General features: G+C 68.6%; 19 protein-coding genes. 8 read left to right on the forward strand and 11 right to left on the reverse strand.

The window, feature by feature from the left end; translation table 11 throughout:
• The first annotated feature begins 177 nt into the window (after window positions 1-177).
• The 5 genes from LzC2_RS01220 to LzC2_RS01240 all read left to right on the forward strand — a co-directional run bounded on the left by LzC2_RS01220 (window position 178) and on the right by LzC2_RS01240 (window position 4,028).
• Window positions 178-1,236 (forward strand): Gfo/Idh/MocA family protein, encoded by a 1,059-nt coding sequence (locus LzC2_RS01220; RefSeq protein ID WP_171182869.1) that lies wholly within the window; start codon window positions 178-180, stop codon window positions 1,234-1,236.
• A gap of 125 nt (window positions 1,237-1,361) precedes the next feature.
• Entirely contained in the window at window positions 1,362-2,213 is an 852-nt protein-coding gene (locus tag LzC2_RS01225) for an MBL fold metallo-hydrolase (RefSeq protein ID WP_315854483.1), read from the forward strand.
• A 533-nt stretch (window positions 2,214-2,746) separates the two neighbouring features.
• Window positions 2,747-3,139, forward strand: a complete 393-nt coding sequence (locus LzC2_RS01230) for a hypothetical protein (protein WP_171182870.1) — start codon at window positions 2,747-2,749, stop codon at window positions 3,137-3,139.
• Window positions 3,136-3,555, forward strand: coding sequence for a hypothetical protein (locus tag LzC2_RS01235; RefSeq protein ID WP_171182872.1), 420 nt, complete (start codon window positions 3,136-3,138; stop codon window positions 3,553-3,555). The genes LzC2_RS01230 and LzC2_RS01235 overlap by 4 nt, the downstream gene beginning before the upstream one ends.
• An 86-nt stretch (window positions 3,556-3,641) precedes the next feature.
• Window positions 3,642-4,028, forward strand: a complete 387-nt coding sequence (locus LzC2_RS01240; RefSeq protein ID WP_171182875.1) for a hypothetical protein — start codon at window positions 3,642-3,644, stop codon at window positions 4,026-4,028.
• A 29-nt stretch (window positions 4,029-4,057) separates the two neighbouring features.
• On the opposite strand, the gene LzC2_RS01245 is transcribed toward LzC2_RS01240, so the two are convergent.
• The 9 genes from LzC2_RS01245 to LzC2_RS01285 all read right to left on the reverse strand — a co-directional run bounded on the left by LzC2_RS01245 (window position 4,058) and on the right by LzC2_RS01285 (window position 12,040).
• Window positions 4,058-5,188 carry a DUF1570 domain-containing protein gene (locus tag LzC2_RS01245; protein ID WP_171182877.1) on the reverse strand — a complete coding sequence of 377 codons (1,131 nt, stop codon included), beginning with the start codon at window positions 5,186-5,188 and terminating at the stop codon, window positions 4,058-4,060.
• A 60-nt stretch (window positions 5,189-5,248) separates the two neighbouring features.
• Window positions 5,249-5,905: a DNA-3-methyladenine glycosylase family protein gene (locus LzC2_RS01250; protein ID WP_171182879.1), complete on the reverse strand. Its 657-nt coding sequence runs from the start codon at window positions 5,903-5,905 to the stop codon at window positions 5,249-5,251.
• A complete protein-coding gene (gene trmB, locus LzC2_RS01255) occupies window positions 5,902-6,696 on the reverse strand; it encodes a tRNA (guanine(46)-N(7))-methyltransferase TrmB (RefSeq protein ID WP_171182881.1) in 795 nt (264 codons plus the stop codon). Before trmB ends, LzC2_RS01250 begins: the two co-directional genes overlap by 4 nt.
• On the reverse strand, window positions 6,693-7,256 hold the full coding sequence (locus tag LzC2_RS01260) for a 3-hydroxyacyl-ACP dehydratase FabZ family protein (RefSeq protein ID WP_171182883.1): 564 nt from the start codon (window positions 7,254-7,256) through the stop codon (window positions 6,693-6,695). Before LzC2_RS01260 ends, trmB begins: the two co-directional genes overlap by 4 nt.
• Before the next feature lie 148 nt (window positions 7,257-7,404).
• Complete coding sequence (locus LzC2_RS01265; protein ID WP_171182886.1) at window positions 7,405-8,586, reverse strand: WD40 repeat domain-containing protein; 1,182 nt, start codon at window positions 8,584-8,586, stop codon at window positions 7,405-7,407.
• A gap of 60 nt (window positions 8,587-8,646) precedes the next feature.
• Window positions 8,647-10,719, reverse strand: coding sequence for a thioredoxin domain-containing protein (locus tag LzC2_RS01270; RefSeq protein ID WP_171182888.1), 2,073 nt, complete (start codon window positions 10,717-10,719; stop codon window positions 8,647-8,649).
• Window positions 10,720-10,794: 75 nt separating this feature from the next.
• A complete protein-coding gene (locus tag LzC2_RS01275; protein WP_171182890.1) occupies window positions 10,795-11,079 on the reverse strand; it encodes a Sec-independent protein translocase subunit TatA/TatB in 285 nt (94 codons plus the stop codon).
• Between the two features lie 57 nt (window positions 11,080-11,136).
• Window positions 11,137-11,325 carry a twin-arginine translocase TatA/TatE family subunit gene (locus tag LzC2_RS01280; RefSeq protein WP_246254625.1) on the reverse strand — a complete coding sequence of 63 codons (189 nt, stop codon included), beginning with the start codon at window positions 11,323-11,325 and terminating at the stop codon, window positions 11,137-11,139.
• Between the two features lie 130 nt (window positions 11,326-11,455).
• Window positions 11,456-12,040: a hypothetical protein gene (locus LzC2_RS01285; protein ID WP_171182893.1), complete on the reverse strand. Its 585-nt coding sequence runs from the start codon at window positions 12,038-12,040 to the stop codon at window positions 11,456-11,458.
• 85 nt (window positions 12,041-12,125) lie between these two features.
• Between LzC2_RS01285 and LzC2_RS01290 the strand changes: the two genes are divergently transcribed.
• From LzC2_RS01290 to LzC2_RS23000, 3 genes are all read left to right on the forward strand, one after another.
• Window positions 12,126-13,133 (forward strand): bifunctional riboflavin kinase/FAD synthetase, encoded by a 1,008-nt coding sequence (locus LzC2_RS01290; RefSeq protein ID WP_171182895.1) that lies wholly within the window; start codon window positions 12,126-12,128, stop codon window positions 13,131-13,133.
• An 8-nt stretch (window positions 13,134-13,141) separates the two neighbouring features.
• Window positions 13,142-14,152 carry a DHH family phosphoesterase gene (locus tag LzC2_RS01295; protein WP_171182897.1) on the forward strand — a complete coding sequence of 337 codons (1,011 nt, stop codon included), beginning with the start codon at window positions 13,142-13,144 and terminating at the stop codon, window positions 14,150-14,152.
• Between the two features lie 75 nt (window positions 14,153-14,227).
• On the forward strand, window positions 14,228-14,326 hold the full coding sequence (locus LzC2_RS23000) for a 50S ribosomal protein bL37 (protein ID WP_369299127.1): 99 nt from the start codon (window positions 14,228-14,230) through the stop codon (window positions 14,324-14,326).
• Between the two features lie 67 nt (window positions 14,327-14,393).
• Here LzC2_RS23000 and LzC2_RS01300 read toward each other — a convergent pair whose 3' ends face one another.
• Both LzC2_RS01300 and LzC2_RS01305 read right to left on the reverse strand, forming a co-directional pair.
• Window positions 14,394-18,410 carry a cytochrome c biogenesis protein gene (locus LzC2_RS01300; RefSeq protein ID WP_171182899.1) on the reverse strand — a complete coding sequence of 1,339 codons (4,017 nt, stop codon included), beginning with the start codon at window positions 18,408-18,410 and terminating at the stop codon, window positions 14,394-14,396.
• The gene (locus tag LzC2_RS01305) at window positions 18,403-19,656 is read right to left on the reverse strand and encodes a hypothetical protein (protein ID WP_171182901.1); all 1,254 of its coding nucleotides are present in this window, start codon (window positions 19,654-19,656) and stop codon (window positions 18,403-18,405) included. The genes LzC2_RS01300 and LzC2_RS01305 overlap by 8 nt, the downstream gene beginning before the upstream one ends.
• Window positions 19,657-20,108 lie beyond the last annotated feature (452 nt).

The following is a 20,108-nucleotide window of genomic DNA, read 5'->3' on the forward strand; positions in this document are numbered from 1 at the left end:
ATAGGAAAGCCGCTGCCGATGCATCGGTAGTTTACGACGCCGGCCGCGCCTCGGCAACGAGATGCGCGAGACTCGATCCCCGTCCCGGTTGCGAACGCGGCCCGTCCCGCGGACCCTGCGGATCGTTCGGCTTGCCCCGTCCCTCGCTCACCAGATTCGCCGGTTCAGGAGTTCCGCATGATCCGTATCGGCATCGTCGGCTTGGGGTTCATGGGCTACACGCACTTCACCGCCAGCGCCAAGCTGCGCGGCGGGAAGATCACCGCAATCGCCAGTCGCAACGCCAAGAAGCGGGCCGGCGACTGGACCGGATTGAAGGGCAACTTCGGCCCCCCCGCCGGGAAGGTGGATCTCTCCAAGGTCACCGCCCACGAGACGGTCGACGAACTGCTGGCCGATCCGAACGTCGACATGGTCGACGTCTGCCTGCCGACGAAGATGCACGAGGAGGTCACGCTGAAGGCCGCCGCGGCCGGCAAACACGTCTTCGTGGAGAAGCCGATCGCCCCGGATCTGGCCTCCGCCGACCGGATGGTCAAAGCCTGCGAGAAGGCCGGCGTGCTGTTGATGGTCGGCCACGTGCTGCCCTTCTTCCCGGAGTTCCGTTACCTGCACGAGGCCACGGAGAAAAAGAAGTACGGCAAACTGCGGGCCGCCCATTTCGCCCGCGTGATCTGCCCGCCGGACTGGCGGGAGGGGGAGGACGACTTCGTGGAGCTCGGCGGCTGGGGCGCCGACCTGCATGTCCACGACACGCACTTCATCAGCCTGCTGTGCGGCGTGCCGACGAAGGTGTTCAGCCGCGGCCTGCTCCGCGAGGGGCTGATCGAACATGTGCAGAGTGAGTACGTCTGGGACGATGCCAAAGGCGCCAATCCCCCGGTCGGCAGTGTCGCCGGGGGAATCGCGGCGAAGGGGCACGACTTCCGCCACGGTTTCGAGGCGCACTTCGAGAAGGCCACGATCCTGTTCAATGCCGCGAACCTCGGCGGGGAGTTCTCCGTCGATCGGCCGCTGACGGTCGTCTCGCAGGGCGGTCAGGTCCGCGAGCCCAGCCTGAAGGGCGGTGAGGAATGGTTCAGTCCGTTCGCCGCGGAGCTTCAAGCCGCGGTGAAGGGCGTGAAAGAGCACGCCGCCCCGCGGGTGCTCTCCGGGGCGCTCGCCCGAGACGCCTTGAAGGTCGTTTCCGCGGAGACCAAAAGCGTGAAGGCCGGCGGGAAACTCGTCACCGTGTGAACGGATGTGGGATTGGGGATGTCGGATGGGGGATGTGAAGGTTTGCCCGGCGGTTATCGTGTGAGCATTGCCGGACGCTTACGCGTCACATCCCACTTCCGAAATCCGAAATCCGACTTCGTTCTGTGCCGATCGAGAACCTGCCCGTCCATCAAGCCGAACTCGCCGGGTTTCCGGTCGAGGGATACGGCCGCGGCGCGGTGCAGAGTTACGTCCGTCTGATCGAGCAGAAGATCCTGTTCGACCTCGGCGGCAGCCCCTGGGACTTCCAGAACACGCCCACGGCGTTCATCACCCACGGGCACCTCGACCACCTCGCCGCGCTGCCGGTGTTCGTGGCCCGACGGCGGATGATGAAGATGGAGCCGCCGGTCGTGTACGTCCCCGCGGAGATCCGCGACGACGTGAACAAGCTGCTGCGCGCCTGGCAGCGGCTCGACCGCGGCCGTATGGCCGTCGATCTGATCGGGCTGGAGCCGGGCGAGGAGGTCGACCTGAACCGCGAACTGGCCGTCACCACCTTCGCCACGACGCACACCGTCCCGAGCCTCGGCTATGTGCTGTGGGGCAAGAAGCGGAAGCTGAAGCCGGAGTTCGCCGACCTCGCCCAGGACGAAATCCGCATCGAGGCGATGAAGGGCACCGAGATGAGCGCCGAGGTCCGCGAACCGCTCGTCGCCTACACCGGCGACACCTCCCCCAAGGGCCTGTTCGAGACCGACGGCGGCCGCGACGCCCTGCGGGCGAAGCTACTCATTACGGAGATGACCTTCTTCCGCCCGGATCACCGCCGGGCGAAGATCCACAAATTCGGCCACATGCACCTGGACGACATCGTGGAGCACGCCGAGGACTTCCAGAACGAAGCCGTCCTGTTCGTCCACGCCAGCACCCGCACGGGAGAGCGCCCCTTCCGCCGAGCGGTCGAAAAGCGGCTGCCCGCGGACCTGATGGAACGCACGACGATCTGGTTTTGACGGGTGGCCGACGACCTACAGAAACGCGACCGGCCCCCAGAATCGCCCAATTGCGATGACGACATCCCGCGGTGGCCTGCGTTCGGTGGAGGATTGCTGGGGGCTTCTGCCGCACCTTCAGCGATTCTTATATGGAGTTGGGTCACTCCGGGCAGTTGGGCTCTTGCGGGAGCCTTTATGCTGGGAATATTCCTGGGGCCGTTGATCGTGATAGTTGGTGGAGCGTGCGGCGTGGCCTTCCACCGTGCCAAAGTCGTCGAACGATACGGCGGAAGCACAGGTTCGGCCGTCTTCGCAGTGTCGCTCCTATCCGCTGCGGCGCTGTCCACAGTGGTTGTGGCGGCCGTATTGATCTGGAATTTCGCTCAGTAGACTGCGAACAGCCGCGGAGAATGTCCACAGATCGAATAGATTGAACGTGACACATCGTTCCCACCTGATTTCAACTGGCTCGCGGCATTCATCGACGGCGCGAATGCCGCGCCGGCGAACGCTATGACCGGACCTATCATTCGCCTCTCCGGTGCCCTCTCGTGAGTACCTACCCCGGCGAACCGATCCTCCCTGAGCAACCCGGTTCGCGTAAGCTCCCCGCCCGACGCCGGCGACTGGCGGCGTGGCCGGCGATGGTGGGCGGGCCGTTGGGGGCGCTCGCTCCCGGGGCGACGGTCGTCGCGGGGCACGCGGCGGGGTTGTGGCTGGAGCGTGAAGAACGGGGGATGCTCGGCTTCTTCTGCTTCAACCTCGGGTTCGCCCTGCTGATCGGTCTGCCGATCGGCGCAGCGGCCGCGGTGCTCACGTCGAAGTTCCGATTCTTCCCCGACCACGGTCGCTCTCGGGAACTCGCTGATTTCGGCGTCGCCTTCCTCGGCGGAACGCTCCTGCCGACCGCCCTCTTCCTGTTCGCCGTGCTGGACGATCTATGAGCGGAGATCCGGCGGAGAAGCGCAGCGATCCCCCGACCGACGGCGCCGCGGCGGACGCCGAACTCGCCGAATCCGTCCCCGGCGAGCGCCGTCGCGGTTCAGCCGGAGCGGTGCATCTCACGCCGAAGATCTACTTCGCCGGCTGGCTGGGGGTGCTGAGTCCCGTGATCGCATGGGCGGTCGTGTCCGCATCGGCCTTCGACGCGTCGAGCGATGCGGTCGGCCCGGCGCTCGCCGTGTCGCTGCTGGCCCTGCTCCCCGCGTGGCCGGCGGGCTGTCTCGGAGCGGGGCTCGCCCGGATGGAACGCGACCGCCGCGGAGAGAACTGGCCGCTGTGGCTCACCGACGCCGTCGGGGGCTTCGTCGGCGGGAATCTGCTGGGCGGGGGATTCATCGCGATGATCGTGCTGAGTTGAACGGTCTGGCTCCCTCAGGGAAGGAGCGGCGTGTTCCATCCGCCCGGACCGATGCGTTTGCCGCGGGAAGCGCTTAGATTGGCGGCATGAGCAGCCCGAAGCAGCGTCGAGACGAACACCTCCGCCGCACCGCCCGGGAGGCGCCCCGGCGCCGGTTGATCGGGGCGCTGGTCGGCGGGCCGGTCGGCTTGCTGGCCCCGCTCGCCGGGCTGCTGGGATGGGCCTCGGCGAACGGCGGGCTGGAGTCCTGGGGACTCGAACCGGAAGGCGGAACCGGCGCCCTGGTGGTCGCGGCGTCGATGCTGGCGATCGGCGTCGGCTTCCCGATCGGCCTGCTGGGGGCGATGCTCGCCCGCCGCCTGAAGACCTCCCGCGGAGCGGCATGGGGCGACGGCAAGACCGCATTCGTCGGCGGCGTGATCGCCGGCGCCCTCGTCGCCCTGCCGCTGATCTGGATGCTGGTGCGGGGGTAGCGCGTGCGCCGTTCTCATGAAGAGAGCGGCTAACGCACGCGCTGGACCGCGTCCCACAGGCCGTCGAGATCCTCGCCGAAATGCGTTTTGAACGTGGCGAGGCGTTCCTCCGCCGTCACCGGGGCCAGCGGGGGCAGGGCGGCCAGTTCCTTGAGGTACGCGGCGAACGCCTCCGGACGCTCCGCCCGCAGGTGCCGGACGAGCGCCCAGCTCGCCGCGTACGCTGCGCCGGCGATCGTGGGGTCGGTGAACACATCCTCGGAGCCGACCAGCCGCGGCAACGGGTTCGTCTCACGCAGCTGGCGGTCGCGACGACGGGCCGTCAGCATCGCCCGGAACGCCTTCGATCGCACCGGGTTTACGCCGTCGGCGAACCCCCGCCATCCCAGCGGCGAGGTGCGGCTGGTCGCTTCGCCCTGCATCGCCAGCCCCTCGGTCAGCCAGATCGGGTTGCTGGCCAACCGCGCGTGCAGACCGGCGTTGTAGGCGAGTTGATGAATCGCCTCATGAGCGACGGTGGCGACGTTCGCCTGCCGATTGGCCGCCCGCTCTCGGACCGATTCGCGACGCCCGCCGGCCGGCGTTCCCGCGAAGTCGTAGAGCACGATGCGGTTGGAGACCGGATCGTAATACCCCTGCGACAGCGCCGGGTTCACCCCCCGCGCGGCTTGATCGGGTCGCCGGGCGTACGCCTCGAAGGCGGTTCGGTCCTTGAGAATCAGCGCCGGCAACGGACCGGCCGGTCCGCCTGCCGGAGTGGGAAACCGGGGCGGCGCAAACTCCTCGACGAACCCCGCGTGCACCGCTTCGAGCAGGTCGCCCGCCCAGTCCGTGAACTCCGGCGACGCCGTCGAGGCGATCGCGAAGTGCAGGGTCACATGCGTCTCCGCCCCGGCGCCCAGTTCCGCGGCGAGCGTCGCGGCCAGTTCCTCGCCGCCCATCGGGGCGAACGGCTCGCCGGTCGCGGTGCGTTCGCCCAGCCGGGAACCCGCGACCGCGTGCAACGTCCCGTCGCGGCCCTCCAACAGCACGCCGCCGTCGTCGCCCTCCAGGACGACCCGCCCGACGACCATGTTCGGCCCGGCCTCGGTCGTCCAGGTGACGGTCTCCGCCGGATCAGCGAATCCGGGCAACAGCGCAATGAGCAGGGCGGAACACATCACACCATCATAACGCCCATAACGCCGAGGCCCCGCGGGGCCTCGGCGTTACGGGCAGGTTCAAACCGGATAGTCGTTCAACCCTTCGGTGACATCCGCGGTGTCGATGTGCCGCCACAGATACCACGCGGCGACGGTCCGCCACGGCGCCCAAGTGTCGGCGGCGTGCGCGGAGAGCGGCGGGATCGCGTCGAACCCGTACAGACTGCGGGCGGCGTTGCGGATGCCCAGATCGCCCACCGGCAGCACGTCCGGCCGACCGAGACCGAACATCAACACCATCCGGGCCGTCCAGGGACCGAGCCCTTTGACCGCGGTGACGCGGGCGGCGACCTCCGCATCCGGGAGCGTGGGGAACTCCTTGAGCCGCAACGAGCGAGCCGCCGCGGCGAGGTTCTTAACGTAGCCCGCCTTCACCCCGCTGAGGCCGCAGGCCCGGATCTCTTCGATCGGCAGGTCGTTCAGCGCCTTCGCCGTGAATCGACCGCGGGGCGTGGCCGCTTTGAGCCGCCCCGCGACGGTCTTCGCGGCCGCCATGCTGATCTGCTGGGAGATCACGACCCGCACCAGCAGGGCGAACAGGTCGCGCTCCGGCTGCAAACGGAACGGGCCGACGCGATCGATCACCCCGCACAGCACCGGGTCGGCGTCCCGCAGAGCGTGCACCGCAGTCGCGGCGACGTCGGAGTCGAACAGGGAGGGCGGCGGTTCGCTCATTCCCCCGGACTCGTTCCGCCGTCCGCGGTTTCCCCATCGCCTTCAATCACGTTCCACACCGCTTTATGCACGGTGGCGTCGGTGCGAAAGTCGGGGCGATCCGGGCCGACGACGGCTTTGCGTTCGTAGTTCGTCAGCGGATCGGCGCCGGCATGGCTGGAGGTCGCGGCCTGGATCGCGGCGGCGGTTTCATCGAGGGGGTCGGCGCGCCGGCAGAGCCGGGGGTGGGCGTCCAGCAGCGCCGTGATCCCTTCAAAATACTCGCCGACGTCCGTGCGAACGTGAATGCGGCCATTCGGGGCGAGCGCCTTCAGGATGAGTTCGAGGAAGTCCCCGCCGACGGTTTCGCCCAGCAATCGGCGTTTACGGTGGCGACGTTTCCACCACGGGTCCGGGTAAAGTACATGCACCGCCGCCAGACTGCCCGCCGGGACGAACGCCCGCAGGAACCGCACCGCATCCCCGCCGATCACCCGGGCATTAGGCGAGGCGTCCCGCTTCAACCGCTTCGCGCCGCGACGGGCGGCGGTGAAGTCGTGTTCGATGCCGCAGAGGTTCACCCCCGGCCGGGCCGCGGCGCCCTCATTGGTGAACCGGCCGCGGCCGCTGCCGACATCCAGCTCGATCGGCCCGGGGTTCGGGAAGATCGACGCCCAGTCCAGCGGCCCGCGCTCCTGCGGATCCGGCAACTCGAACAGAGGACGGAACCACGGCGTGAGATCCTCACGGACCGCCTCGGCCGGTTCACGGGAGGGATCTGGAGCCGGGTCGGTGGGCGCCGCCGCGGTCACGAGAGATTCGCGGCCTCACGCCGACCGCGGCGCTTGTCGGCGCGTTCCTCGGCCGCCTTCTCGGCATGCGTCTGACCGCGTTCGATCGGGACGCCGATCATCTCGCCGTTGAACACCATTTTGCCGTCGACGAACCCCTGAAGGTCGAACGACGCCCGACGTCCGGGCCGCAGCGAGGTCGTCTTCACGCACAGCACCAGCCGACAGGGCGGTCGAACCGGGCGACGGAAGCGGACGTTCTGCATCCCGCCGAAACCGACGAAGTCTCCGCCGAGCACCTTGAACTTGCGGGCGTAGAACCCCGCCAGCTGGGCAGCCGCCTCGCACTGCAAGACGCCGGGCATGAGCGCGTAGCCGGGGAAATGCCCGCGGCACCAGAAGTCGTCTTCCTTGAGGTCCAGGAACCCGATAGCCCCGTGTTCCTCGCGGTCGACGTGCACGACGCCGTGTAGCTGGAGCATCTCGAACCGCTGCGGGTTCACCTCCAGCACGTCGTTCAGCCCATAGAGCGGGTTGTCGAAGTCGTACTTGGAGAAGTCGTACAGGGACGGCGGGGGCATGGCGGCGTCGCGGCGTCGCGGGCGAGTTGTGAACCGATCCTGGATCGTCCTTCCCGGCGCGGGTCGAGACCGGACGAGCAGAGACCGGGTCCAGGAACCGGGCGGGCGGCGGATGGTACTATTCCGCCGCACGATGCGGTAGGAGCCGTCAGTCCGGCAAGTCCCCCGCCCCCGCACCGCCATCTCCGGCTGGGTTGAGCGGCACGGTGTAAATTCGTCCGCCCTGTTGCGACGCAGCCGCGATGAACATTTTGCCGTCCGGCGAGACGGCCAATGGCTGGACCACTCCTGACGGCGGACGATGGGCGAGGACCTTGCCCGATACGATCTCGAAGATCACGACACCGTTATTCGTGCCGAAAGCTGCTCGGCCGTCCGCCAATGCAACGACATCGGAATCCCAGCCCCCAGCGTCGACTGTCGTCACCAAATCACCGGTGACAAAGTCCCACACGCGGCAGGCCTTCGCGTCGACCGCCATGACATATTCCCCATTCGCCGAGAACGCTATTCCGAATACGATCGGTTTGGCGTTCGACGGAACAAGCCCGCCGCCGCGCGGGTATGCCGCCTTCGAGTAGGCCTCCGGAGCGTCGAAAACACGGATCTTCTCGCCGGTGGAGAGATCGTATAAGGCGATCAAACCTGCATCGTCGCTGAGCAACAGGCCTGTGCCGTCCGGCGTAAAGAGGGCATCTTGGGAATACTGCCCTCCAACAAGGTCCGCGACGGCGTCCCCTGTGCGACAATCTCGCACCCGAAACCGGTGCGTCCCGTCGATCGCGCGATATCCGACTGCGAACCGGTTTCGATCCGGTGAGACGGCGAGAGCATATAGCCCAGTCGCCTCATCCCGGTCCCATTCGCCCCGGGCGATGCCCGCCTCCCACGCCAACCGGCCGAGGCCCGACTGTTCATCAAGTTCGACCGTCTCGAATACGACCGGGTCGATCACCCGCTCCGGCTTCGTTCCTTCCGCAGGCCAAAGGATTACCCGGCCATCCTCCCCGACGCTCACGATCCGTCCGCCCGGGAGCGGGGCCGCATCACAGGCATCCGCGGGTTCCCCGTTAGCAAACCGATGGCCGACCAGCCGGCGTAGCAGGTCCCCGGTCGCCGCTTCGTGCACCTCGATTGCCCCGTCGTCCGCGGCGCTGATGATCTGCGTTCCATCGGCGGTATAGGCGAGGCTGGATACCGATCGGTAGTCCCCATCCCCGTGTCGAAAGAGGACGGCCCCGTAGTCGGAAGGTTCCGTCGGCTCGGAAAACGCGATCTGCGGAGACGACCACAGGACAGCGAGAGCCACAAAGGCGAGGCGGTGCGACATGGGCAGCGACTGGAGCGGGGGAAGCGTAAACCGAACGGTTCACGCCTCCATTCTAGAGACTCATCCGGCCGGTTGTGCTAACCGCTGCCTGAGCGCCGCCGGGTCCGTGATCGGCGGCGAACAACTCGAGCCGACGCAGACGTACGCCGCCGGTTCGCCGTTCGCCGTGGTCTTGCCGGCCAGCAGTTCCGGGTCGACGCCTTCGCAGTTCGCCGCGGCGTTCACGACGATCGCGTTTGGAGCGAACGTCCCGTGAGCCGCTTTCCACAGCGGGGCCTCCGCCTTCGGCGAGTCCGCGGCGATCACCACCTCCGTCCGCGGGCCGAGCGCCCAGTCCAGACCCAACAGCGGCCATCCGGCCTGTAGCGGATGTCCCGCCATGATGCCGGACAGGCCAGTCAGCAGTTTCGCGGCTCGCTCTTCCAGATCCCGACGGCCGGTGAGGGCGGCGAGCTTCTGCAAAGCGGTGATCGCCAGCGCAGTGCCGCCCGGCGTGGCGCCGTCGGTCGCCTCGGTCCGCCGAGCCGGCAGGGGGTCGGAGTCGGCCGCGGTTTGGAACAGCGGCGCCTCCGGCGTCGGCCCGCCGAAGCGTTCGAGGCCCGCGTCGATCAACTCCGTCGCGAACGCCAACAACCGCGGCTCCTGCCGAGCCTGCCACAGCTCGCACAGCCCGTCGGCGAGGGCGAACGTGTCTTCGGCGAAGCCCGGCGCCCCGCGGCGGCCGTCCTTCCAACTGCGGTGCAAAACGCCGTCGTGCCACAGTTCCGAGTGCAGGAAATCCGCCGCGGCGAGCGCGGCGTCGGCGTATCTCGGGTCATCCAGCGCCGCGGCGGCGCGGCCGAGAGCGCCGATCATCAGGCCGTTCCAACTCGCCACGACCTTGTCGTCGCGGAAGGGGCGGGTGCGGGTCGACTCACGGTGCTCGCGGAGGGCCGCGGCGATCTCGCGGCGACGATGGAACGCGTCGTTGACGGCCACGCCGGTGCGTTTCCACTCCTCCAATTCGGCCCGCAGCCGGCGGGGAATGCTTTTTCCCTCCCAGTTCCCGCCCGGGGTCACGTCGAACGCATCAGCGGCGAACGCGGCGTTCTGCTCGCTCAGAACCTCCCGCAATTCAGCGGGGGTCCAGACGAAGAACTTCCCTTCTTCGCCGTCGGTGTCGGCGTCTTGAGCGGCTGCGAACCCGCCGTCGGGCAGGATCAACTCCCGCAGCACGTAATCGCACGTCCCTTGGGCGGCGACGCTCGGAGCCTCGTCGAACGCGTCCGGGAATTCGCCTTCCAGCGTGTGCGCCTCCAACAGCGCCGGGACAAGCAACGCTTGGTCGTACAGCATCTTCTCGAAGTGCGGGGCGAGCCATTCGCCGTCTGTGCTGTAGCGGTGAAACCCGCCGCCGAACTGGTCGTAGATCCCGCCGCGAGCCATCAGTCCCAGCGTCTTCGCCACATGCTTGATCGGCTCCGGTTGATCGAATCGCCGGCCGAGCCGCAGCAACACCCGCAGATCGACCGCGTGCGGGAACTTCGGGGCGCGGCCGAAGCCGCCGTGCTCCCGGTCGGCATACCGCATCAGCTTGCCGCCGGCGTTTCGCAGCGTGTCGAGATCGGCGGCGCCGGCCTGCGGCGGGGCCTCGGCGGACCGTTTGACGGCGTCGGTCAGTCCCTCGGCGGCGGTGTTCGCATTGGCGCGTTCCTCGCGCCAGACGTGCGCGACCCGCGTGAGGATGTGCAGGAACCCCGGCATGCCCGGTCGGGGCGGATGCGGCCAGTAGGTGCCGCCGAAGAACGGGCGACGATCCGGAGCGAGGAACACGCTCATCGGCCATCCGCCGCTTCCGGTCAGCGCCTGCACAGCGTCCATGTAGACCGCATCGACGTCCGGCCGCTCCTCTCGATCCACCTTCACGCTGACGTAATTCGCGTTGAGGAACGCCGCGACCTCCTCGCTTTCAAAGCTCTCCCGCTCCATCACGTGGCACCAGTGACAGGCGGAGTACCCGACCGACAGAAAGATCGGTTTGTCCTCCGCCGCCGCCTTCTCGAAGGCCTCGTCCCCCCAGGGGAACCACTCGACGGGGTTCTCCGCGTGCTGGCGGAGATAGGGGGAGGTCTCGTCGGCGAGGCGATTGGACATGGCTTGAAAAGCGTAACGCCGAGGCCCCGCGGGGCCTCGGCGTTAAGACGTCAGATGCATGGGAAACAGGGCGAGTTACGCGTTTTCCGGCGGGGGGCTGAACGCGGGGGCGGACCACTCTTCGCGATCCTCGTCCGCGGAGGCGGTCGCGCCGACGGCGGCCGGCTCCGGCTTCTTCGGGGGCGGTTCGGAGGCCTTGTGGAATTCCTCCTGCAATCCGCTCAGTCCTTTTTTGAACTGACCGACGCCCTGCCCGAGGCTCCGCGCGACTTCAGGCAAGCGTTTGCCGAACAACAGCAGCGCGATCGTGCCGAAGATCAGCACCTCCGGGGCGCCGATGCCCCCGCCGAAAAATGGCATCGAATTTCTCTGGTCTGTGTGCGGTGAAGAACGCCGTGCTGCGAAAACGTTCGCCGATCAGGCGGCGGTCGGGGTCTTGGTGTTGGATTCGAGGGCCGGCGGATCCTCCGTGTTTTCACTCTCGGCGAGGCCCTGTTTCAGAGCGCCGACGCTCTGGCCCAGCGAACGCATGGCCCCGGGGAGACGCTTGCCGAACAGAACCAGCACGATGACGGCGAAGATCGCCATCTCAGGCAGACCGGGCATGCCGATACCGAAGGCGAGAGGGGCGGGCAACATGGAGGGTCTCGCGGACGGAGATCGCGGGCGGGGCGGGACGAATCATTCTACGCCTTGGCGCCGCCCCGGGTGAAGGGTCTCGCCGGCGATCCGCAAATCAGGTCGCGCAATACCCTAACAACAGGGCGAACTCCGCGGCCTGGATCGAACGCACCGCCGTTCGCTCCGCCTCGTCCCCGCCGCGAATCGCGCGGCGGTAGCGGTCGGTGAAGTCCTGCGGATCCCAACGGTCGACGCCGACCCGTTCCGCGAGGGCGTCGAACATCGGGTGCTCGCCGACCCGCCGCCACCAATAACCGCTGTTGCCGTAGTCGCCTTCCAACCGGTGCACCAGAGCGTGCCAAGCGTCGGCGTCGCGGTCGCCCTCGTGAGCCTGGGCGATTCGATGCGAGCCGTCGAGGTCGCCGTGCAGCAATAGCAGACCGGCCTTCAGCAATTCCGCCGGCTTGCCGGGGCGGTCGGGCAGGATGCGATCGCCGGGGGTCTCGCGGAGGCGGGGCAGGACCGCTTCGCCCTCCGCGGTCGTCTCGCCGACGCGGTCGCCGAGCGGTTCGCTCGATCCTTCCGGCGGGAGGGCCGGCCGGATCCAGCCGCCGACGGTGTCGGGGGCGTCCTGCAACAGGAGATGAAAGATCGACGCGGCTTGCGCGTCGTCGAGGGTCGCTTCGGTCGAATCAGGCATGATTTCGCTATGATGCGGACCCGCATTTGCCGCCACAACCGCCGCCCGGCGCCCCCCGGTCAGTCGCCCCTTCCGTCGCGTCCCCATGTCTCGCCTCGCAGAACAGGCGGACGAGGTCGATCCGGGGGACGACCTCAATCCGGCGGGCTGGTCGATCAAAGTGCCCCCCGAGGCCCGCGGCGGCCTATTGAGCGTCGGCAACTTCGACGGCGTACACCGCGGACACGCCGCGATTCTCTCCGAATTGAAGCGTTTGGCGAACAAACGCGGCGTGCCGGCGGTGGCGGTCACGTTCGATCCGCATCCCGTCGCCGTGCTGCGGCCGGAGTTCACGCCGGCGCTGCTGACGACCCACGAGCGCCGAACCGAATTGCTGCGAGCCGGCGGGGCCGATGCGGTGGTGCGATTGCCGGTCGATCGACGCCTGTTGGCCCACACCGCCGGGGAGTTCTTCGAGCGCGTGCTGCTGGGCGCTTTCGGGGCGGTCGGCGTGGTCGAGGGCGGCGATTTTCGCTTTGGCAAGGACCGCGTGGGCGACGTGTCCACCCTCCGCCGCTGGGGACGCCCGCACGGCTGGACGGTCGAAACGGTCGGCCCCGTGACGCTGCCCGATGCCGACGGGGCCGACCAGGCGGTCTCCTCGTCGCGCATCCGCTCCTTGATCGCGGAGGGCGGGGTGGAGGAGGCGAACCGATTGCTCGGTCGGCCCCACCGAATCACGGGGAAGGTGGTCTCCGGGGAGGGCCGCGGTCGCACGCTCGGGTTCCCGACGGCGAACCTCACGGACCTCGACGTACTCATTCCGGCGCCCGGCGTATACGCGGGGCGAGCGGAAGTGGACGGAACCGCCTACCCCGTCGCCCTGCATCTCGGTCCGCGGCCGACGTTCGACGCCGGCCCGCCCACGGCGGAGGCGCATCTGCTCGATTTCACCGGCGACCTCTACGGTCGACGGCAGTGGGTCGACCTGTTCGGTCGGGTGCGGGGCGTGCGGGCGTTCGAGGGGGCGGAGGATCTCAAGCGGCAGATCGCCGCGGATCTGTCGGAAGTCCGTCGTCTGAACGCTGCCGCATCGACGACGGAATCAAGCTAGTATCCCCCATGACTGTTGATTGGCTCCCGCTGCGCCCGCTCCTCGACGCAGCGGACCGCGTCGTCCTGACCAGCCACGCGCGGCCGGACGCCGATGCGCTGGGCAGCGAACTGGCCCTCGCCGCGATCCTGGAGGAGATGGGGAAGACGGTCTCGATCGTGAACCCCTCCGCCGCCCCGGACAATCTGGCCTTCCTCGATCCGCACGGCCGTATTGCCGTCTTTGGCCGCGGACAGGGCGGGGCGACCGGCGAAGACTTCGTGGAGAACCACGATTTGCACCTCATCGTCGACACCTCTTCTTACCCGCAGTTGGGCGAGGTGGCGAAGGTCTTCCAGCGGACCGGGGCCACGCGGGTCGTCATCGATCACCATCAAGCCAGCGACGATCTTGAAGCGATCGGCGCCCACGTGTTCCGCGACACCGGCTCCGAGGCCGCCGGGGCGATGGTCGCGGAGATGGCGGAAGCCCTCGACCTGCCGCTCCCCAAAGCGGCGATCACCCCGCTGTTCGCCGCGATCGCGACGGACACCGGCTGGTTCCGTCATAGCAACACCCGCCCCTCGACCCTGCGGCTGGCGGCCCGGTTGATGGAACTCGGCGCCGACCCGACGGAGCTCTACCGCAAGCTCTACGAGGAACAGTCGATCGAACGGCTGCGTCTCAGCGGGGAAGGACGGCGGCGGATGCAGATCGCCTGCGAGGGGAAACTGGCGTTCACAACCGTCGGCGCCGCGGAGTTCGCCTCCACCGGCGGGCGCCCGCCGGACTCGGAAGGCTTGGCGAACGACTGTTTGCGCGTCGGCGGAACCGAAGCGGCGTTCGTGGCGGTCGAACAGCCGAACGGCAAAGTGAAGCTCTCCTTCCGCAGTCGCGGCGGCTGCGACGTCAGTGCCTTGGCCGCCCAGTTCGGCGGCGGCGGGCATCGACAGGCCTCCGGCGCGATGATCGACGGTCCGCTGGAGAACGCCGCGGAAACCGTTCGCGACGCCTTCGAATCCGCGCTGAACTGCGAGTGAGGCGGCTTGCAGGTGACGAAACGGCCGATGGGACGTAGACTATCCCTCCGCCACCCCGCATTCGATCGTCACGTCATGGCCAAAACCCAGCGTAAGCTTAAGAAAGCCCACCACGGCGCCCGCCCTGCGAGCAGCAAAGCTCGCAAGAACAAGCGGCGCGCGATCAAGACGTAGGTCGTTTGATCATCGCAGACATCCCGTCACGCCGAGGCTCCGCGGAGCCTCGGCGTGACGCTTGCGCTCAGGCGATCCGCGCCGCCCGATCGGCGCGGGCGCGATTGCTCCACCAGGCGGACCGGGGGATCAGCGAACCGGCGGCGATCACCACGAGGTGCATCGCGGCGACCACGGCGAGGGTGAACAGCACGCCCTCCGTGAAGCCGTAGCTGTGCAGGCCGACGCCCAGTTCGTTCGTGCCGAACCAGCTCCAGGCGACGGCGATGTTGCCGGCGACGGCCAGCACGGCGAGACCGCGTTCACCGACCAGCTTGCCCCAGCGGGCGTGCAGCACCAACGCGGTCCAAATCACGATCAGCATCGCGCCGTTCTCCTTCGGGTCCCAGCCCCAGAAGCGGCCCCAGCTGTCGTCGGCCCACAGGCCGCCGAGGATCGTACCGACCAGGCTCAGCAGGGCCGCAAAGCAGGTGATGCCGTAGATCATCTTGGAGAGCGCCTGTCCCAGATCCTGCCCGGCCGACCGCGAGCCGGGTCGGCCGACGACCGTCGCCAGCGCCGGGGTCAGCAGCCCGCCAAGGATGTAGAACCACCCCAGCAGCCCCGCCGCCCCGACCGCGGCGTAGCCCAGCGTGATCGTCACGACGTGGGTGGCGAGCCAAAACTGCGTGTCGAGCACGGCCCGCAGCACCTCGAAGGTGTCCTGACCGGAAAGCGGTTCGCTGTGAGCGATCAGCAGCGTCCCGACGCCCGCGACGCAGGCGAGGCCGTTGCCGACGCCCCAGCCGTACAGCCGCTCCGCGAGCAGCCCCAGCCCCACCGCCGCCCAGCCGATGAAGATCGCGGAAGAATACAGGTTCGTCACCGGCGGTCGGCCGGAGATCCAGATCCGCATCCCCAACGCGACCGTGTGAATGGCGAAGGTGAACATCAGCAGCCAGAACGCCGCCGACCGCGGCAGCGCTCCCCACCCCAGCGGCACCAGCATCCAGCCGACCAGCGTCAGCAACGTCGCCGCGATGTACAGCAGATAGCAGGAGTACAACGGGGCCGCCTGATTGAACCAGCTTTCAAGGTTCACCCGGGTTCGCGACAGCGTTTCGATCTCCCGCGGACCGGGACCGGGCAGCGCCTCGGCGGCGTCTTCTTCATCGGCCGCCTCGGCCGCAAGCTGGCGTTCCTCCTCGGCTTCGTAGAGCCGCTCCGTCAGCCGTTTGACGGCGAGGTTGAACATGCCCGGCTGTTTCTCCTTCCACGCGGTTCGCAGGGCGGCCCACTGCTCCACGACTTCGTCCGGCTCGCCGTCGAACTCCGCCGCGGAGAACAACGGCGTGCCGCCGGAGCGTTCGTTCAACGCCCGGAGGAACGACTCCGGCGTCTGTCCGATCTCGCCGAGCCGGTCGTAGACCAATTCCTCGACGACCTCCTGCATGTCGGCATGCGCGGGGGTCTCCCAACGGTCGCCGCGGGGCACTCCCAGCGGGGCCTTGCCGTCCTCAAGCATGAGCTGATAGACACGCTCGTAGGCGGGCAGGGGAAACAGACCGCCGGCGATCTCCGGGGCGAACTCCTCCGGGTTGAGCGACGCCAGCAGCGTGTCGCGAACGCTCAGTTGGCCGGTGAAGTCGAGGAAGGCACGCTCAGCCGCGTCAATCGGCAGTTTTTTGCCGCGTTTGTCGGACGCTTCCTTCGCCCGTTTGCGGGCCTCGGCGAGCCGTTCGTTCTTCGCCACGTCCTCCGGGTCGTCGCTGCCCAATTCTCCGGCGAACTCGCCGCGGGCATAGGTCAGGCCTTTGCGGGGCTTCAGACCCAGCGTTTCGAGCACCTGCGGGTTCGTGATGCGGAAGATGCGGTGAGCGTCGGCCGCTTCCGAATCCGCCATCGTGTCCAGCAGCCAGAGGGAGGCGGGAACGCGGTTTCCCTTGGCGTCGAGGAACTCCTGCCGGTTGCCGTTCATCGCCTTGGCGGCGTTGCGGGCCACCGTGCCGAGCGGCTTGTAGCGACCGCCCTGCAAAACGGGGATCTTCTCAAACGCGGCGAGGTCGAAGCCTTCCGTCATCCCGGCGACGCGATACGGCTCGGGACTCCGCCACTTGGACGCCACATACCCGCCGAAAACCAGCACCACCGCGACCGGCGCCAGCCAGGCGAATCGGGACAGCGGCGGCTCGTCGTCCGGGTCCGGCGCTGCGCCGTCGCCGCTAGGCGGCGCACCCCGCTCCCGACGCGCGCCGCCTAGCGGCGACGGCGAACCGGGGGCGTCCGAACTGGGAACGGAGACCGGGCCGCGGCGGGCGAGGAACCGCACGAGGCTCATGCCGAATTGGGCCAGCATTCCGAACGCCAGAATCATGCAGGCGACGTACGGCACCATCCAACCGGTGTTGCTGACGACCTGCACGACGCTGTTCTCCGGCCGCACCTGTCGGCCGGTCTTCGCGTCGAGACCCGAGTCATATCCCTGCTGATAGAACGTCCGGCCCGCGTACCGCAGCGGGTTGTTCATCCAGATAAAGGCGTTGAACCCCTGTTCGTCCCCGGACGGCGGCGCCAGATCGCCCTCGCCGGCGACGGGGGTCGCCATCGGTTCGAACCGCAGATCGCTGCTGTAATGGCTCGGCAGCGTCGTGCCGGGATAGAACTCCGCCCGCACGTCCTTCAGCCGCACGCTGAACGGCAGGTATTCCCGCGTGAACCGCAACTGTGCGGTCAGCGTCCCGCCGTCGAAGTCGACCTCTTCCGCCCGATCGTCCGTCAGCAGCGCCGAGCCGAGCACGGTCCCGAGCGCCTTGCCGCCCTTACCCCGCTCCCGCAGCCGGAACAGACCCGCGGGAAAGTCCGCGGCGCCGGCTTCCACGCCGGTGCCGGTGTCCATGGGGATGATGCCGAAGCGTCCGCCGGTCGGCAGGACGTCGTCCGGGTTGGGTTCGGTTCCCTCGCCGCCCGCGGTGCGGAGATCGCTGTTCCGATAGACTTTGAGCGGCTCCACGATCACCGGCAGGCGGGGGTCGTCGATGACCGATTCGTTCTCCGCAGCGGCGGCCAGCGCCTCGCCGTCGATGACGTGATGCGTCGCGACGCCGTCTTCTCCTTCGACCATCAGGGCGAATTCGAAGCTGCGGGTGTCGCTGACGTAGTTCTTCGCTTCGCCCTCCGGCAGGGAGATGACGCCCTCCCGCGCGAAGGTGCCGGTGTGGAACTCGCTGGCCAGCAGCAATAACAAGCCGCAGTGCAGCAGGAACGTGCCGCCCTGCCGACCGAAGATCGGCAGCAGCCCGCCCAGCAGCACCGCCGCGGCGAACGACGCCTTGATGAGTTGCCACAGGATGCGTCCGCTGCTGTCCGAGACCGTCCCCACGAACAGCGACCAGACCGCCAGCCCCAGCCCGATCGCGGCGCCGCCGGCGATCAGTACGGTCGCCGGCTGTTTGCGTTTCACCGGGTCGGTCAGCACACGCAGCGTCCAGACGCTCAGGCCGATGCTGACCACGGCGACGCACGCCTGCAAAATCCGCCACAGCGTCTCGTAGCTTACGGCCGGCTCGCCCTGGCCGGTTTCGCCGCCCATGCCGGACAGCACCACGGCCCAGGTGACCGCCACGCCCATCGCGGTGACCGCCAACCCGATCCACAACCGCGTGCCCCGGGCCTTCACCTTGAACTTGGTCAGCATCGAGGCGAGCTGATTGATCCCCAGCGCCAGCCCCAGCGTCCAACCGCCGGGGAAGATGAAGCCGCCCGGCAGGTTCGCCAGATTGCCGAATCGAGTTCCCGGCGGGAACCAGGAGGTCGGCACGAGATCCGCCAGCGGGATATAGGCGACCCAGCAGCGGAAGTAGTTGTGCACCACCTCCCAAATGTCGTGATTGACCTGCGCCAGCGTCCCCGCCAGCACGAGGAACAGGCTCAGCGCCAGCAGCGTGACGGTGATCTTCAGCGAGGCCAGCACGTTCAAGACGTCGGTCACGACCGACCCGGACTCGTTCGTGCGGGACTCGTTCGTCCGAGGCTGGGCGGCGGATTCGCTGCGCGCCGGGACGGCCTCGTCGGCGAACGGATCGGCGGCGGGGGAACCGTCACTCATCGTCGTTCGCCTTGGGGGAGGAGTCCGGGGAAGTTTCAGCGGAAGAATCGGCGGTCGCTTCGGGGAAGCGGAGGCCGGCAAGGAACGTCTCGAAAGCCGGCGTCTCGGCGGCGACGGCGGGTTCGTCGCCGGTCAGTTTGAACAGCCACAACGCCTCGCCGCGGGTCAGCGCCGCCCCCAGCACCGTCGGCCCGCCGGCCTCTTCGGGGGGCAGTTCGACGCGAACCGCGTCCGCCCCGCCGACGTCGATCGGCGCCGCATCGTCGGCCGGCTCCCAGGCGGCGGTCTTCGCCTGTCCCCGCCAGATACCGGCGACCTGCTCGATCGTCATCGCCCCCGCGGGGAACCGCGTGATCGTCACCAGGGCGGCGTCATCCTCCGTGCCGGTCGCGATCGCCATCCGCGACATCGCCGGCGTGGGCGCCACGAGCCAGCCCTCCGGCAGGTCGTACTCGAAGGGCACCGCACTCGCGACCGGACCGGCCGGCGCCTCGCCCCCGCCCATCCCGGCCCCGGTGTTGGCCCCGGCCTGTGCAGACTGCGGCGGCGTGGAAACATCCAGCAGCAGAGCCGTTCCGTCCCCGGAGAGAGGCACCTCCTCGACGTCGCCCGCTTCGCCGGTCGCGCCGACCTGGCCGCGCCAGCGCTCGAGGTCGGCGTCGATCCGCTCCTCCAAATCGCCGCTGACGCCCAGTTGAATCAGCGTCGCTTCGGCGCCGCCCGGGGCAATCAGCGTCGCCGTCCGCATGCCGCTGCCGGGGCGCTCGGTCCAACCGTCGGGGACAGTCCATGTCGGTTCGGCCCCGTCAAACGACGCCGAAGTGAGCCAAGCCCGGAAGCCCTCTTCCGCCGCCGCGACGTCGGCGACGGGCCCGCTGAGTTTGAAGTACCAGAGAGCGCCGTCCTTCACCTGCCCCGCATAAATCGCCCCGAGCAACCGCTGCGGTTCGTCCGGGGTTTGCACGCCGGTCATCCCGCCGGCGAAGGGCGGGGCGCCCCCCGCGAAGGGCGGCGTGACGGGCGCCGCGGCGGGCGAACCGGGTTCGACCGTCGGCACGGTGTAGACCGCGATCGGGTCGTCATCTCCGCCGCAGCCGGCCGACAGCGTCGCCGTCAGCACGGTTCCGAGGAAGGCGACGAGGGACAGCGGGGGGACGAACCGCGACGGCACGGCGGGAGCGGGTGAGCGAATTGGGGCGGGAACCTCGCGCTCCGCGGGCGGGGCGAGGGCGGAGGCGGGCAGCAATCGTATTCGACGGGGGATTGTATCCATCGCCGGCACCGAGGGGCGCCCGGCCGGACCGCCGCCGCGGCACATTGGCCGGCATTCTTGGATGGATCCCGATTTTTCGGCTCTCGCCCCCGGAACGGCACGCCGTTCGCTTGGTGGTGATTTGAACCGCGAACGCATGACGCCGACGCCGTTCCGCCCGCCGCCGCGGGGTCCGCCGTTGTCAGTTCCACAATCGCCCGGCATGGCGATTGTCGTTTCGACAGCCGGTCGCTCCCGCCCAGCCGCCGGGTTCATCCACCGTAACCCATCGGCAAGAGGCCGCCCGGGTGTCCGCACACATCGCCATCACCGCCCCCCGCCCCCTTCAGGGAGAGCTCCGCCGTCGCGGGGGACGCATCGCCCCGTTGCTGGTCGCGGCGGCGGAGCTCTCCCTGAAGGGGGCGGGGGGCGGTGATGGCGATGTG

It is taken from the genome of Alienimonas chondri (assembly GCF_013036045.1).
In the GTDB taxonomy this organism is placed as follows: Bacteria; Planctomycetota; Planctomycetia; order Planctomycetales; family Planctomycetaceae; genus Alienimonas; species Alienimonas chondri.

Bases quoted from the DNA above. Each gene is read 5' to 3' on its own strand.
- LzC2_RS01220 (WP_171182869.1), top strand. From the start codon at position 178: ATGATCCGTATCGGCATCGTCGGCTTGGGGTTCATGGGCTACACGCAC.
- LzC2_RS01235 (WP_171182872.1), top strand. From the start codon at position 3,136: ATGAGCGGAGATCCGGCGGAGAAGCGCAGCGATCCCCCGACCGACGGC.
- LzC2_RS01240 (WP_171182875.1), top strand. From the start codon at position 3,642: ATGAGCAGCCCGAAGCAGCGTCGAGACGAACACCTCCGCCGCACCGCC.
- LzC2_RS01245 (WP_171182877.1), bottom strand. From the start codon at position 5,188: ATGTGTTCCGCCCTGCTCATTGCGCTGTTGCCCGGATTCGCTGATCCG.
- LzC2_RS01250 (WP_171182879.1), bottom strand. From the start codon at position 5,905: ATGAGCGAACCGCCGCCCTCCCTGTTCGACTCCGACGTCGCCGCGACT.
- LzC2_RS01260 (WP_171182883.1), bottom strand. From the start codon at position 7,256: ATGCCCCCGCCGTCCCTGTACGACTTCTCCAAGTACGACTTCGACAAC.
- LzC2_RS01265 (WP_171182886.1), bottom strand. From the start codon at position 8,586: ATGTCGCACCGCCTCGCCTTTGTGGCTCTCGCTGTCCTGTGGTCGTCT.
- LzC2_RS01270 (WP_171182888.1), bottom strand. From the start codon at position 10,719: ATGTCCAATCGCCTCGCCGACGAGACCTCCCCCTATCTCCGCCAGCAC.
- LzC2_RS01275 (WP_171182890.1), bottom strand. From the start codon at position 11,079: ATGCCATTTTTCGGCGGGGGCATCGGCGCCCCGGAGGTGCTGATCTTC.
- LzC2_RS01280 (WP_246254625.1), bottom strand. From the start codon at position 11,325: ATGCCCGGTCTGCCTGAGATGGCGATCTTCGCCGTCATCGTGCTGGTT.
- LzC2_RS01285 (WP_171182893.1), bottom strand. From the start codon at position 12,040: ATGCCTGATTCGACCGAAGCGACCCTCGACGACGCGCAAGCCGCGTCG.
- LzC2_RS01290 (WP_171182895.1), top strand. From the start codon at position 12,126: ATGTCTCGCCTCGCAGAACAGGCGGACGAGGTCGATCCGGGGGACGAC.
- LzC2_RS01295 (WP_171182897.1), top strand. From the start codon at position 13,142: ATGACTGTTGATTGGCTCCCGCTGCGCCCGCTCCTCGACGCAGCGGAC.
- LzC2_RS23000 (WP_369299127.1), top strand. From the start codon at position 14,228: ATGGCCAAAACCCAGCGTAAGCTTAAGAAAGCCCACCACGGCGCCCGC.
- LzC2_RS01300 (WP_171182899.1), bottom strand. From the start codon at position 18,410: ATGAGTGACGGTTCCCCCGCCGCCGATCCGTTCGCCGACGAGGCCGTC.